General features: G+C 66.2%; 16 protein-coding genes. 2 read left to right on the top strand and 14 right to left on the bottom strand.

What is annotated here, in order from left to right; all coding sequences use genetic code 11:
- The 6 genes from CCR94_RS09495 to CCR94_RS09470 all read right to left on the bottom strand — a co-directional run.
- Positions 1-318, bottom strand: a 318-nt coding sequence (locus tag CCR94_RS09495; RefSeq protein WP_146089932.1) for a MerR family transcriptional regulator, incomplete at its 3' end; no start/stop codon positions are given.
- 183 nt (positions 319-501) lie between these two features.
- Positions 502-876 carry an integration host factor subunit alpha gene (locus CCR94_RS09490; protein WP_104507622.1) on the bottom strand — a complete coding sequence of 125 codons (375 nt, stop codon included), beginning with the start codon at positions 874-876 and terminating at the stop codon, positions 502-504.
- A 227-nt stretch (positions 877-1103) separates the two neighbouring features.
- Positions 1104-2090, bottom strand: coding sequence for a beta-ketoacyl-ACP synthase III (locus CCR94_RS09485; protein WP_104507621.1), 987 nt, complete (start codon positions 2088-2090; stop codon positions 1104-1106).
- A gap of 1 nt (position 2091) precedes the next feature.
- Positions 2092-3219 carry a phosphate acyltransferase PlsX gene (gene plsX / locus CCR94_RS09480; RefSeq protein WP_104507638.1) on the bottom strand — a complete coding sequence of 376 codons (1128 nt, stop codon included), beginning with the start codon at positions 3217-3219 and terminating at the stop codon, positions 2092-2094.
- A 231-nt stretch (positions 3220-3450) separates the two neighbouring features.
- Entirely contained in the window at positions 3451-4008 is a 558-nt protein-coding gene (locus CCR94_RS09475; RefSeq protein WP_104507620.1) for a YceD family protein, read from the bottom strand.
- 32 nt (positions 4009-4040) lie between these two features.
- Positions 4041-4559, bottom strand: coding sequence for a ubiquinol-cytochrome C chaperone family protein (locus tag CCR94_RS09470; RefSeq protein ID WP_104507619.1), 519 nt, complete (start codon positions 4557-4559; stop codon positions 4041-4043).
- A 116-nt stretch (positions 4560-4675) separates the two neighbouring features.
- Between CCR94_RS09470 and CCR94_RS09465 the strand changes: the two genes are divergently transcribed.
- Positions 4676-5167 carry an outer membrane protein assembly factor BamE gene (locus CCR94_RS09465; RefSeq protein ID WP_244594008.1) on the top strand — a complete coding sequence of 164 codons (492 nt, stop codon included), beginning with the start codon at positions 4676-4678 and terminating at the stop codon, positions 5165-5167.
- 527 nt (positions 5168-5694) lie between these two features.
- Here the strand turns inward: CCR94_RS09465 and CCR94_RS09460 are convergent.
- From CCR94_RS09460 to CCR94_RS09440, 5 genes are all read right to left on the bottom strand, one after another.
- Entirely contained in the window at positions 5695-7830 is a 2136-nt protein-coding gene (locus CCR94_RS09460; protein WP_104507618.1) for a sodium-translocating pyrophosphatase, read from the bottom strand.
- A 290-nt stretch (positions 7831-8120) separates the two neighbouring features.
- On the bottom strand, positions 8121-9095 hold the full coding sequence (gene thiL, locus CCR94_RS09455; protein ID WP_104507617.1) for a thiamine-phosphate kinase: 975 nt from the start codon (positions 9093-9095) through the stop codon (positions 8121-8123).
- A 50-nt stretch (positions 9096-9145) separates the two neighbouring features.
- Positions 9146-9619 carry a transcription antitermination factor NusB gene (gene nusB / locus CCR94_RS09450; protein WP_104507616.1) on the bottom strand — a complete coding sequence of 158 codons (474 nt, stop codon included), beginning with the start codon at positions 9617-9619 and terminating at the stop codon, positions 9146-9148.
- Between the two features lie 3 nt (positions 9620-9622).
- A complete protein-coding gene (gene ribH, locus CCR94_RS09445; protein ID WP_104507615.1) occupies positions 9623-10102 on the bottom strand; it encodes a 6,7-dimethyl-8-ribityllumazine synthase in 480 nt (159 codons plus the stop codon).
- Between the two features lie 80 nt (positions 10103-10182).
- Positions 10183-10440, bottom strand: coding sequence for a GlsB/YeaQ/YmgE family stress response membrane protein (locus CCR94_RS09440; protein WP_104507614.1), 258 nt, complete (start codon positions 10438-10440; stop codon positions 10183-10185).
- A 157-nt stretch (positions 10441-10597) separates the two neighbouring features.
- Here CCR94_RS09440 and CCR94_RS09435 point away from each other — a divergent pair, with 157 nt between their 5' ends.
- A complete protein-coding gene (locus CCR94_RS09435) occupies positions 10598-11170 on the top strand; it encodes a YidB family protein (protein WP_146089931.1) in 573 nt (190 codons plus the stop codon).
- A 212-nt stretch (positions 11171-11382) separates the two neighbouring features.
- Here the strand turns inward: CCR94_RS09435 and CCR94_RS09430 are convergent, their stop codons facing one another.
- The 3 genes from CCR94_RS09430 to nrdR are packed head-to-tail and all read right to left on the bottom strand — an operon-like array spanning position 11383 to position 13565.
- On the bottom strand, positions 11383-11991 hold the full coding sequence (locus tag CCR94_RS09430; protein ID WP_104507612.1) for a riboflavin synthase: 609 nt from the start codon (positions 11989-11991) through the stop codon (positions 11383-11385).
- Complete coding sequence (gene ribD / locus CCR94_RS09425; RefSeq protein WP_104507611.1) at positions 11992-13095, bottom strand: bifunctional diaminohydroxyphosphoribosylaminopyrimidine deaminase/5-amino-6-(5-phosphoribosylamino)uracil reductase RibD; 1104 nt, start codon at positions 13093-13095, stop codon at positions 11992-11994.
- Complete coding sequence (gene nrdR, locus CCR94_RS09420) at positions 13092-13565, bottom strand: transcriptional regulator NrdR (RefSeq protein ID WP_104507636.1); 474 nt, start codon at positions 13563-13565, stop codon at positions 13092-13094. The genes ribD and nrdR overlap by 4 nt, the downstream gene beginning before the upstream one ends.
- Between the last annotated feature and the right edge of the window lie 79 nt (positions 13566-13644).

Raw genomic sequence — 13644 nt, 5'->3', positions numbered from 1 at the left:
CTCCGGCTCGATCCGAATCGGCGCGCCCGGCGGCGCGGCGGCGCGCGGCGCGTTGGAGGCCGCGATCACCGCCCGCGCGCCCTGCTCCTTCAGGATGCGCTGCACGCCCTTGATCGTATAGCCTTCGCTGTAGAGCAGCACGCGAATCGCCGCCACCAGCGCAACGTCATCCTGCCGGTAATAGCGTCGCCCTCCGGCGCGCTTCACCGGGCGAATCTGGATGAACTTCGTTTCCCAGAACCGCAGCACATGCTGGGGAAGATCCAGTTCGTCGGCCACTTCGCCAATGGTGCGGAAGGCCTCTGTCGTCTTTTCCATCTGCGTCTCCGCCCCGGGCATGTTCCCGAAAGTCAAGTCCGGTCTTCTGAGGCGAACAGGACCAGGGTCAAGGGCGGATTTTCAACCGATTCAACAAGCTGTCCAGAGAAATTCACTCATCGAAAAAAAAAGACGCGACCGCAATGGGCCGCGCTCCAGATACGGTGGCAAGAGCGCCGGGGATCAGTCCTCGGCGCCGTTCATCCGCGCGCGCATGATGTGCGAGGCCCGAAACACCAGCACGCGGCGGGGCGTGATGCGCGCCTCGACGCCCGTCTTGGGATTGCGGCCGACGCGCTCGCGCTTGTCGCGTTGCAGAAAGGTGCCGAAACTCGACAGCTTGACGTTCTCGCCCCGAGCGATCGCGTCGCTGATTTCGGAGATCACCATTTCAACGAGTTGAGCCGATTCCATGCGCGACAGGCCGATTCGCCGAAACAGCGCCTCCGCGAGATCCGAACGCGTCACGGTGCGCTTTTCCTCGGGCCGCAGCGCGGACCGAACTTGATTGGACGAAGCGTTCGGGGACGAGTCGACTGAAACACTATTTGAGGACATCGCCTCACCTCTTAAAGGAATGACCAGCAAAGACCCGGTTCATGCTCGCCATCGGTGAGCGAACCGAGCAGACAAGAAAGCCGCAACCCAACGTAGAAACAAAAAAATAACCGGTTGCGACCGCGTGCAAGTCTAGGCCGGTCGCACGCGATGTCAAGGCGACTTCGCCTCCGCAAAAACCGTAATATCCCGGTTTATCAACGCTCTTGCGTGGTCAAACCCCGTTTTTACCAGCGAATCACCGCCGCGCCCCAAGTAAACCCGCCGCCGATCGCCTCAATCATCACCAGATCGCCCGGCTTGATGCGCCCGTCCTCGCAGGCCACCGAAAGCGCCAGCGGAATCGACGCCGCCGACGTGTTGCCGTGATCCTGCACCGTGGTCACCACCTTTTCCGGGGGAATGCCGAACTTTTGTGCGGAGGCGTCGATGATTCGCCGGTTGGCCTGATGCGGCACGAACCAGTCGAGATCGGCGGCCGTGATATTGGCGCTGGCGAAAGTGTCGGCCATCACATCCGTGACCTGGCCCACCGCGAAGCGGAACACTTCCTTGCCCTCCATGCGCAGATAGCCGACCGTCCGGGTCGTGGAGGGGCCGCCGTCCACGTAAAGCTTGGCGCGATGGCGGCCGTCGGAGCGCAGGCACGTCGCCAGCACGCCGGACGGGCGCTCGCCCTCTTCCTCTTGCGCTTCCAGCACCAGCGCGCCGGCGCCGTCGCCGAACAGCACGCAGGTGGTGCGGTCCTCCCAGTCGAGGATGCGCGAAAAAGTTTCCGCGCCGATCACCAAGGCCCGCTTGTGCGAACCGGAGATCAAAAACTTTTCCGCCGTGGACATGGCGAAGACAAAGCCGGCGCAGACCGCTTGCAGGTCAAAGGCGACGCCGCGCGTAATTCCCAGCCCCGCCTGGATCATGGTGGCGGTTGAAGGAAAAGTGTAGTCCGGCGTGGAGGTGGCGCAGACGATGAGGTCGATGTCGTCAGGCGCCAGGCCGGCGTTGTCGAGCGCGGCGCGCGCGGCGGCGATGCCGAGCGTGGAGGTGGTTTCGCCCTCGCCCGCGATATAGCGCTGCATGATGCCGGTGCGCTGGACGATCCACGCGTCGTTGGTGTCGACCGTCTTTTCCAGTTCCTTGTTGGTGACGCAGCGTTTCGGCAAAGCCGAACCCACGCCCTTCACCACCGCGCGCAGGCGCTTTGTCTCTCCGCTCACGTTATTGTCCTGTTTCTAGCGGTCGTTCGGCCAGCGCCGGCGCGGCGCGCGCGGACGCATCGAGCGCCCCTTGCAGCGCCCCTTGCCGCGCCGCTTTGGCGTTCACCTGTTCCTCGGCCAGCGCCATCATGTCCCGGATTTTCTCCAGCAGACCGCGCCGCACCATGCCATGCGCGATCTCGATCGCGCCGGAAAAGCCATTGGCGTCGATGCCGCCATGCCCCTTGATCACCACGCCGTCGAGACCGAGCAGCACGGCGCCGCTGGTCTCGCGCGGCGTCAGCCGCATTTTCAGTTCGCGAAAGGCGCCCCGCGCGATGAAGAAGCCGATCTTGTTGATCCAACTGCGGGTCAGGCTCTGGCGCAGATAGGCGGTGATCTGCCGGGCCGTGCCTTCCGCCGTCTTCAGCGCGATATTGCCGGTAAAGCCCTCGGTGACCACCACATCGGAGGTTCCCCGGCCGATGTCGTCGCCCTCGACAAAACCGTGATAGCTGAACAGCGGCGAATCGATCTGCTGCAGCAGGCGCGAGGCGGTCTTGACCTCCTCGATGCCCTTGACCTCCTCGACGCCGACATTGAGCAGGCCGACGGTGGGCCGCTCCAGATCGAACAGGGCGCGCGCCATCGCCGCGCCCATCATGGACAGATCGACGTAATGCTGCGCGTCCGCGCCAATGGTGGCGCCGACGTCGAGCACGATGGAGCGGCCGCGCAGGGTCGGCCAGATCGCCGCCAGCGCGGGCCGCTGGATCTGCGCCATGGTGTGCAGGCACACTTTCGACATCGCCATCAGCGCGCCGGTATTGCCGGCCGAAACCGCGCAATGGGCCGCGCCGGTCTTGACCGCGTCGATCGCCATCCACATCGACGAGACGCGGCGTCCCGCGCGAAGGGCCTGGCTGGGCTTGTCGGCCATGCCCACCGAAACCTTGGCGTGAATCACCTTGCTCGCCGCCCGCAGTTTCGGGAAGGCGCTCATGCATTCCGCGATCTTCTCGCCGTCGCCGTAGATGATGAAGGCGGTGTCCGGCTTGCGTTCGAGAAACTGCGCCGCCCCCGGTATCACGACCGAAGGTCCGAAATCGCCGCCCATGGCGTCGAGCGCGATCCGCACAGGCTCAACCATCTTCGTGAAGTCCCAATCCTTTTCGCCCGCGACGGGTTGTTCCGCCGCGCATTCCAAAACAGCGGCGCAAGGCCGCTGGAAGCGCGCGACAATAGCTTTTGCCGCGCTGTTGGCAAGCCCCAAAGCGGCGGGCGCCAAGTCCCCAACGCCGCAGGCCCAAAGTCCCCAACGCCGCAGGCGCCAAGTCTCCAACGCCGCAGGCGCAAAAGTCCCCGACGCGGCGGGCGGCCCTCAGTCCTTCTTCAATTTCCCCAGCGCGGCGAAGGGCGAAGGGATTTCGTCCTCGTCCTCGCCCGAACCCTCGAACGCGACGCCCGGCTTGCGGGGATGCGGATCGAGGCCAAGAGCGAGAAATTCACAGGCGAGCGCCCCAAGGTCGATCTTGCCGTCCACGATCGGGTCTGGCGGATCGGGCTGTTCTGCCAGCAGCCGCGCCTTGTCCTGCGCGGCTTCCAGTTCCGCCATGGCGCGCTCGTAGGCGGCTTGCGCCTCGGCCTCCGGGGCGAATGTGACCTCGATCGGCTCGTCGATCGTCGAATCGAACGCCTCCAGCGTGACCACGCAGGTCTGGGTGACGATGGCCTTGACCCGCCCCCTGGCGACCAGGCCGTCGCGGCCGCGCCGGGTCAGTTGCGCCTCGACCGAGAAGTCGCGCAGGGCCACGAGATCGTCGAGGCGGGCGAGTTCGGCGCATTCCTCAGGCGTAGCGGCGAATTTTACGTTCAGCCCGCCGTCGCCGACGCTGTCGACGGCGACCGTGCGGGAAAAGGGCGGCGCGTAGGCGTCCATGGCGGCTCCAATTATTGGCTGGCTGGCTCAACTCACGGCGCGGGAAACGGCGCCTCGCCGCGCAGGAAGGTTTCGAGGGGGGCGCCGGCGAGTTGGGCCTCGGCGCGGCGAAAATATTCGGCGAAGGCGGTTGCGTCGCCCTGCCCGGCCAGGACGTTGCGCGCCAGCGCCGCGGCCAGCGCCGCCTCGCTCTCTTGCGCCGCGCTTGTATAGGCGATTCCACGCCCCGAAAAGGCGCCCGCGAGCTTTTTCATCCTCTTGGGCACGCCGGTGTCGGATATGCCTTTTTCGCGCAAGGCGTCGTCGAACAGCGAAAACAGCGCGTCGGACAGCGCCTGCGCCAGCTCCGGACCGGGGGCCTCGGCTGCGGCCAACCGGCGCAGCGCCAGACCGCCGTTGAGCACCATGACCTCGAACCGGCCCTCAAATGTGTCCGGCGCGCCATAGGGGGCCAGGAAAAACGCAGGCAGGCGCGATTGCGCCGTGACGGCGCCGGCCAGCGCCGCCGCCTCGTCCCTGAAGGGTTTCTTGCGAAACAGTCCGAGGATCATCCGGCTCTTTCCTCAAAAAGGCGGGTGGCTACGCCTTGCTTTTGCCCCGTGTGGGGGTTAGGCGTGTGCTCGCTTGAGCGCAAGAGCTAATCGGTGTTTTTCCGGAGAATGAGGCAATGAGTTCGATCGCCAATGGAGCGTCCGGTCGGAATATGGGCCGCGCGGCGCGGCTGCTGACGGTTTCGGCCCTGTTGGCGCTTGGCGGCCTGTCCGGCTGTTCGACCCTGGACCAGGGCACGATTCATCGCGGCTATGTGTTCGACGAGCAGGCCCTGTCGCAGGTCAAGATCGGCGCGCCGGCGGAACAGGTTCTGGGCGTGCTGGGCACCCCGACGACGACCTCGACGGTCGGTGGCGAGGCTTGGTACTATATCAGCCAGAAGGTCGAGCAGCCGCTGCCGTCGATGCCGCAGCAGGTGACCGATCAGCGCGTCTTCGCCGTCTATTTCGACAAGAGCAAGCGCCTGACCCGCATCGCCAATTACGGGCTGGAAGACGGCCGCGTCATCGACATGACCTCGCGCCAGACCGTTTCGACCGGCGGCGAGAACCGCTTGTTGCAGGGCATGCTCAAGCAGATTTCCGGGCTGAAGTACAAGATGTTCTGAGGGGCAAACCCCTCATCCGCGGCCAACGCTTCGGCTCGATCATCGAAACTCAATGTTTCCGTGGCGTCCTTCTCCCCTTCCGGGAGAAGGTGGCTCGCGCGTAGCGCGAGACGGACGAGGGGCCTCTCCTGCGGCGGACGCTCACCACGGCATCCCGCAGCGCGCCAGAATCGTGTTCTCGACCGCCTCCCGATCCCACAAAATTTCGTGTCCCAGGACCGCAGGAGAGGAAAATCCTGCGCCCGCAAATTCGGTCGGGACAAGGCGCATCGCCAGCGCGTGACCACGCCGAAGCAAAGGAACATTGTTTCGCGTCATCGGGCGTCCCCCCCATCCGTCTCGCGCCAAAGGGCGTCGCAAGACGCCCGTCTCACGACGGGCTTTGGGGCGAAGGATTCGCCGCTGAGGCGCCTCGGCTTGACAAATCCGGACATTTAACTGCGCGCAGCTTCGAAGGCGCGCCTTGCTCGCCACGAAAAAAAGGCCGGACATGCAGTCCGGCCTTTCCTTTTGTAATCTCCGCTCGCTTACGCCCCGTGCGCCAGAATGGCGAGCAGCAGCAGCGCGACGATGTTGGTGATCTTGATCGCGGGGTTCACCGCCGGGCCGGCGGTGTCCTTGTAAGGGTCGCCGACGGTGTCGCCGGTGACGGAGGCCTTGTGGGCTTCCGAACCCTTCAGGTGGCGCACGCCGTCCTTGTCGACGAAACCGTCTTCAAAGCTCTTCTTGGCGTTGTCCCAGGCGCCGCCGCCAGAGGTCATGGAGATCGCGACGAACAGGCCGTTGACGATCACGCCGAGCAGCGAGGCGCCAAGCGCGGCGAAGGCGGACGCCTTGGAGCCGGAGATCGCCAGCACGCCGAAGTAGACCACCAGCGGCGACAGCACCGGCAGCAGCGACGGAATGATCATTTCCTTGATCGCCGCCTTGGTCAGCATGTCCACGGCGCGACCGTAATCGGGACGCTCCGTGCCGTCCATGATGCCGGGCTTTTCCTTGAACTGCCGGCGCACTTCCTCGACCACCGAACCGGCCGCGCGACCCACCGCCGTCATGGCGATGCCGCCGAACAGGTAGGGAATCAAGCCGCCGAAGATCAGGCCCGCCACCACATAGGGGTTGGACAGATCGAAGGAGACATGGCCCAGGCCCTTGAAATAGGGCAGGCCCTGGTCGGCGAAGGAATTGAGGTCGTTGGTGTAGGCGGCGAACAGGACGAGCGCGCCCAGGCCCGCCGAACCGATGGCGTAGCCCTTGGTCACGGCCTTGGTGGTGTTGCCGACCGCGTCGAGCGCGTCGGTGCTTTGGCGCACTTCCTTGGGCAAACCCGCCATTTCCGCGATGCCGCCGGCATTGTCGGTGACAGGGCCGAAGGCGTCGAGCGCCACGATCATGCCGGCGAGGCCGAGCATGGTGGTGACCGCGATCGCCGTGCCGTAGAGGCCGGCGAGCTGGTAGGTGGAGATGATGCCGAACACAATCACCAGGGCCGGCAGCGCCGTCGATTCCAGCGAGACCGCGAGGCCCTGGATCACGTTGGTGCCGTGGCCGGTGACCGACGCCTGGGCGATGGACACCACCGGGCGCTTGCCCGTGCCGGTGTAGTACTCGGTGATGTAGACGATGGCGCCGGTCACCGCGAGGCCGACCAGACCACAATAGAACAGGGCCGAGCCATAGATCTCCTGGCCCGCCACCACGCCGATCGAACCGAAGCCGGTGACGAAGGCGGTCGCGCCGGCCAGACCGATGACGGACAGAACGCCCGTGGCGATCAGGCCCTTGTAAAGCGCGCCCATGATCGAATTGTTGGAGCCGAGCTTGACGAAATAGGTGCCGACGATCGAGGTGATGATGCAGGTTCCGCAGATCGCCAGCGGATAGAGCATCGAGGCTTTGAGCGTGTCCGTGCCGGCGAAGAAGATCGCGCCGAGCACCATGGTGGCGACCACCGTCACCGCATAGGTTTCGAACAGATCGGCCGCCATGCCCGCGCAGTCGCCGACATTGTCGCCGACGTTGTCGGCGATGGTGGCGGGGTTGCGTGGATCGTCCTCGGGAATGCCGGCTTCCACCTTGCCGACAAGGTCGGCGCCGACGTCGGCGCCCTTGGTGAAGATGCCGCCGCCGAGACGCGCGAAGATCGAGATCAGCGAGGCGCCGAAGCCGAGCGCCACCAGCGAGTCGATGGTTTCACGGTCGCCATAGGCCAGACCCAGCGGGCCGGTGAGAATGTAGAAATAGACGGCGACGCCGAGCAGGGCGAGTCCCGCCACCAGCATGCCGGTGATCGCGCCCGCCTTGAAGGCGATGTCGAGGCCGCCCGCCAGCGATACGGTCGCGGCCTGCGCCGTGCGCACATTGGCGCGAACCGACACGTTCATGCCGATGAAGCCGGCCGCGCCGGAAAGGAACGCGCCGATCAGGAAGCCCACGGTCGTTTTCGGGCCGAGCAGGAAGAAAAGAGCGATGGCGATGACGACGCCGACGATGCCGATCGTGATGTATTGGCGCTTGAGATAGGCCTGCGCGCCTTCAGCGACCGCGCCGGAAATCTCTTGCATGCGCGCCGAACCGGCGTCAGCCGCCATCAACTGCTTGATGGTGACGCCGCCATAGACGACCGACATCAGGCCACACGCTATAACCAGCCAGATTGTCATACTCCCTACCTCTCGCTTCGACCGCCCTTATTGAAAAGCCGGATCGCTCCGTTCCCTGCGAAACGGATTCCGAATTGTGCTAACGGTTCGTGAGCCGAATGTTCCACAAAGGCGCGAGTGGAGCAATCCGGGCCACGGAGAAGGTTTATCGTCATAAAGTTGGCCCGGTTTGACAGAGATCAAAGTTTTCGCAACAAGGGTCTGAATTGACGTTCGCGGAAGGGTTTCAGTCTCAAAACCAGTTGTTGCATCCATTGGCCGTGCGGCGTTTGGACGCAGCGGCGCGTCGTTCAAACGTGGCTGAAGCGGTCGCGCGCGAAGTGGCGGGCGGTCCCGTCGCGCTCGCGAAAACTCTCCCGCGCCGCGACGACCCCAATGCGCGTCACCGCGACTTGGGCCGCGCTGGCCAAAACCTCGAATTTTTCCGCGCTGTCGGGGGGAATGGCGCAGACGATCTCGTAATCGTCGCCGCCGGTCAGGGTTACGTCGAGCAATGAGGGATCGGCGGCCAGCGCCGCGCGCGCCGGCGCGGAGAACGGGATCAATTCCAGATCGACTTCGGCGGCGGCGCCGCTCGCCCGCATCATCGCGCGGATATCGCCAATCAACCCGTCCGACACATCCATGGCCGCGCTGGCGCCGGCCCTCAGGGCGGGGGTGAGCGCGAGGCGCGGACGGGGCCGCAGATAGCGGTCGATCAATTCGGCGGCGTGTGCGCCCGCCCAGGGCGGAGGCGCCCCGCGCAAAATTTCGGCGCGGCGCAGGGCGAGGCCGAGCGCGGCGTCGCCGATGGTCCCGGAGACATAGAGCAGGTCGCCCGGCCGCGCGCCGGAGCGGCGGATCATTTTTCCCTCGGGAACCGCGCCCAGCGCCGTGATCGACAGCGTCAGCGGCCCGGAGGTCGCCACCGTGTCGCCGCCGAGCAGGCCGATGCCGGCGGCGCGGCCGGCTTCGCCCAGGCCCCGCGAGAATTCGGCCAGAAAAGCTTCGGTCCAGTCCGGCGGCAGCGCCAGGGACAGCAGATAGCCGAGCGGCTCAGCCGCCTTGGCGGCGAGATCGGAGAGATTGACGCCGAGCGCCTTGGCGGCGATGGCGTCCGGGGGATCCTCGGCGAAGAAATGCGTTCCCGCGACCATGGCGTCGGCGGTGACCACGAGGTCGCAGCCCGGCGGCGGCGTCAGGACGGCGGCGTCATCAGTCAGGCCGAGGCCTTCCGGCCCGGCGAGAGGGGCGAAATAGCGGGCGATGAGGTCGGATTCGTTCATGAAGCCTCGCTATGCGCCCTCTCCCCGTTCACGGGGAGGGGGCGCGCGCTTCAGGCGCGTTTCGGGCCTTGAGCCGTGAACTCGTCCGCTCTTGCTTTGCGCGCCAGCGCGTCCAGCACGGCGTTGATCATGCCGGCTTCCTCGCGTTCGAAGAAGGCGCCGGCGACATCGACATATTCCTTGATGACCACCCGCGCCGGCACGTCGCCGCGCTTGAGCAGTTCGAACGCCCCCGCGCGCAAAATGGCGCGCATCAGCGCTTCGATGCGGCGCAGCGGCCAGCCGTCGCTCAGGATCTTGTCCACCGCGCGATCAATGGCGACCTGGTTGTCCAGCACGCCCGAGACGATCGAGCGGAAGAAGGCGATTTCCGCCGGCTTGTACTGGTCGCCCTCGACTTCGGCGCCGATCCAGTACGCCTCGAATTCGGCCAGGATTTCATTAAGACCCTTGCCGGCGACTTCCATCTGGTAGAGCGCCTGGCAAGCGGCGAGGCGGGCGGCGGAGCGGTTTTCGGCGGCCATTGGTTAAGCCTCCCGTTTGAGGCGGAACATGGCGAGCGCGGCGCGGGCGGCGTCGCCGCCCTTGTCGAGTCTTGCCGGATCGGCGCGTTCGATCGCCTGCGCCTCGGTCTCGGTGGTGAGGATGCCATTGCCGAGCGGGATTTTGCGGGCGACCGACAGATCCATCAGCGCGCGGGCGCTTTCGCCGGCGACGATCTCGAAATGATAGGTCTCGCCGCGAATGACGCAGCCCAGAGCGATCACGCCGGCGTAAGGCGCGCCGGATTTTTCCGCCGCGTCGAGCAGAATCGCGGCGGCGGCGGGGATTTCCAGCGCGCCGGGCGCGCGGAAAACGCTAAAGCGGGCGCTGGCGGCGGCGAGCGCCCTGGTCGCGCCTTCGAGCTGGAGCGCGCCGATGGCGTCGTAGAAGCGCGCCTCAATGATCAAGAAATGCGCGCCGTCAACGGATTCCACCGTCTCCGGGGCGCGGCTCGGCTCCGCCATCGGACCTTCCTGATTTGTTTCGGGTCCGAGTGCATAGGCCGCGCCGCGCTGGCGCGCAACCGTTTAACGCATTTAGGCTTTCAGAGCCGACTGGAGCCGGTGAACCGACGGTAAAGCACCAGCGCCAGCACCGCGCCGCCGACAGAGACGAGAAGCGACCAGAGATTGACGCCGCTGACGCCGCCCATGCCCAAGGCGTTGGAGATGGAGCCGCCGACCACGGCGCCAACGATGCCGAGCGCTATGTTCAATAGGAAACCCTGACCGACGCTGTTGACCAGCTTGCTGGCGATAAAGCCGGCGACCGCGCCGAGGATGATCCAGCTGAGAATGCCCATGGTTGCGCCTCCCTCGCCCCGCGACGTTGCGGAACCTTCTTTATAGATAAACCGATTGACCGGCGAGAAAAGAGGCGATCGTCACTTGCGCGGCGCCGGCGGCGGGACAAAATATGTGGCGTCGTCGCGTCGGCGGCTGACCCTTTCGGAGGGAAAAATGAGCGAATTGGAAAACGCCGTGAAAGAAGCCGTGCCGGACAATAATTACATCAAGCCGCTGATGATCGCAGCCGGCGCCCTGCTGCTGGGCCATTTGTTCGGCGGCAAGAAGGAAGAGGCGCCGGTCCCCTCGGCGCCGGTCGAACCGCAGCAGGGAGGCGGTTTCCTCGGCGGCGCGCTGGGCGGCGGACAGGCGCAGGGCGGTCAGCAGGGCGGCGGTTTTCTGAGCGGCGGCGGACTTGGCGGCATGCTGAGCGGTCTGGCCAACAGTCAGCTTGGCGGCCTTCTGGCGGGCGCGGCGGCCGGCACCGCCGTTTCCGGCGGGCTGGACGCGCTGCTCAACCAGTTCCGCGGCGCCGGCCATTCCGACACGGTGAACAGTTGGGTCGGCAATGGCGCCAATGCCCAGATTTCGCCCGACCAGATCAACAATGCGCTGGGACAGGGCAAGATCGCGGATATCGCGCGGCAGGCGGGCGTCAGCCCCGAGCAGATGTCGCAATTGCTGGCGCAGGCGCTGCCGACGCTGATCGACAAGCTCACCCCCGGCGGGCGGCCGCCCCGGGGCTGAGCGAAAGGCGACCATGTGCTCGTCCTTGGCCCCGCGCTCGCGGGGACAGGGTTAGGATGAGGGTCAGGGGGAAGAAGCGCGAAGGTGGCGACGTCGGGCGCATTCGTTCAAGCCAGCGCTTTTACGACGCATCCAAACCAATGCCCCGGCCCCTCACCCCCGCCCTCTCCCCGTAACCGGGGAGAGGGCGCGCATTTCGCGGGAATGGAGCCTTATTCCCCCGCCGCCTCCACCAGCCGCGCGGCGTAGCGGGCCATGGTGTCCACCTCGATGTTGATGCGGTCGCCGGCTTGGCGCGCGCCGAAATTGGTGTTGTCCAGCGTGTGCGGGATCAGCAGGATGGTGAAGCGCGTTCCCGCAACCTTGTTCACGGTGAGGGAGGTTCCGTCGAGCGCAACCGAGCCTTTTTCGGCAATGAATTTCGCCAGAGCCTTGGGCGCCTCGATCTCGAAATGCGCCATGCCGTCGAAATCTTTTCGCGACACGATGGTGGCCACGCCATCGACATGGCCCGACACCATATGGCCGCCCAGTTCGTCGCCGATGCGCAGCGCCCGCTCCAGATTGATGCGGTCGCCGGGCGTCCATGCGCCCGCCGTGGTGACGGCCAGGGTTTCGGCGGCGGCGTCCACCTCATGCCAGCTTGCGGCCTCGTGCGGGCCGAAGCCGACCAGCGTCATGCAGACGCCGTTATGGGCGACGGAGGCGCCGAGGACGAGGGTATCAGCCGGATAATGCGACGCGACCCGCAGGCGCTTCAGTCCGCCGCGCGCTTCCACGCCAACGATCGTTCCAACATCGGTGATCAGACCCGTGAACATTCAGATTCTCTCATAATGCGTGTAACTGTCGGCGCCCAGCAAGCCCTGGGCCACCAGCTCGTAACAGGCGGGATCGTCGAGCTTTTGTCGCGCCGGCTCCGACAGGGCCTCGACCCCGGTCCGGCCGAGCGGACGTTCTCCGGTGAACAGCACGACCTCGTCGGCCAGCCCCTGCCCGATCAGATTGGCGCCGACCTGCGGTCCGCCCTCGGAAAAGACGCGTGTCAGCCCGCGCCGCGCCAAAAACTCCAGGGCGGCGCGCAGGTCGATGCGGCCCTCGCTCACCGCGCAGCCGGCGGTTTCGATGCCGATTTTTTCCAGCGCCTCGCGACGCGAGGGATCGGCGCCCGGCCCGCACAGGACGAGGGTCTTGACCTCGCCCGCGCCGGCGGCGATGCGGGAGCGCGGCGGCAGGTCGCAGCGCGTGTCGAGCACCACCCGCAGCGGCTGGCGGGTCACGCCGGGCAGGCGCACGGTCATCAGCGGGTCGTCGCCGAGAACCGTGCCCATGCCTACCATGATGGCGTCATGCAGCGAGCGCAGCACATGGGTGCGCAGATTGGCGGCGAGGCCGGTGATGGCGAGGCGGCGGTCGTGCTCGGCGCCGGCGGCGAACCCGTCCGGCGTGCGCGCGATTTTCAGCGTCACCATCGGGCGGTTTTCCGTCACGCGCAGGATGTGGCCGCGATGGGCGCGGCGGCCTTCGTCGGGAAGCACATCGGTTTCGACGTCGATCCCGGCGGCGCGCAGGCGAGCAAAACCCTGACCCGCCGTGCGGGGGTCGGGGTCGGTGAGGCCGCCGACGACGCGCGCGACGCCGGAGGCGATGATGGCGTCGGCGCAGGGCGGGGTTTTGCCGTGATGGGCGCAGGGCTCCAGCGTGACATAGAGCGTGGCGCCGCGCGCGGCTTCGCCGGCCTGCGCCAGCGCCAGCGGCTCGGCGTGCGGGCGCCCGCCGGCCTGCGTCCAGCCGCGCCCCAACACCACGCCGTCCTTCACCACCAGCGCGCCCACGGCGGGGTTTTCCGCGGTCGCGCCGAGTTCGCGCGCGCCCAGGGCGAGCGCGGCGCGGAAATAGCGCAAGTCTTGCGGCGAGACAGTCATGACGGCTCAGCTTTCTTGGATTCGTCGGCGATTTCGTCGAGCAGCGGTCCGAAATCGCGCGCCTCGCGGAAATTGCGATAGACCGAGGCGAAACGGACATAGGCGACTTCGTCGAGGTTTTTCAGGCCCTGCATCACCAGTTCGCCGATGGTTTCGGAGGGGACTTCGGCCTCGCCCTGGCTTTCGAGCTGGCGCACCAGACCGTTGATCATGCGGTCCACCCGTTCGGCCTCCACGGGGCGCTTGCGCAGGGCGATCTGGATGGAGCGCGCCAGCTTCTCGCGATCGAACGGGGCGCGGCGGCCGGATTTCTTGACGACCGTGAGTTCACGCAGTTGCACGCGCTCAAAAGTGGTGAAGCGACCGGCGCAATCCGGGCAGACGCGACGGCGGCGGATCGCGCTGGAATCGTCGGTCGGGCGCGAATCCTTCACTTGCGTGTCGAGACTGCCGCAATAGGGACAGCGCATGTCGCCTCCAGAAAAGCCTGCCCCGCGAATCGCTTGCGCGTTTTCCAAGCGGCGGCATTGTGCATTTTTAAGGGTACAA

This window comes from Rhodoblastus sphagnicola (assembly GCF_002937075.1).
In the GTDB taxonomy this organism is placed as follows: domain Bacteria; phylum Pseudomonadota; class Alphaproteobacteria; order Rhizobiales; family Beijerinckiaceae; genus Rhodoblastus; species Rhodoblastus sphagnicola.
This window is presented reverse-complemented; position numbering and strand designations above follow the sequence as displayed.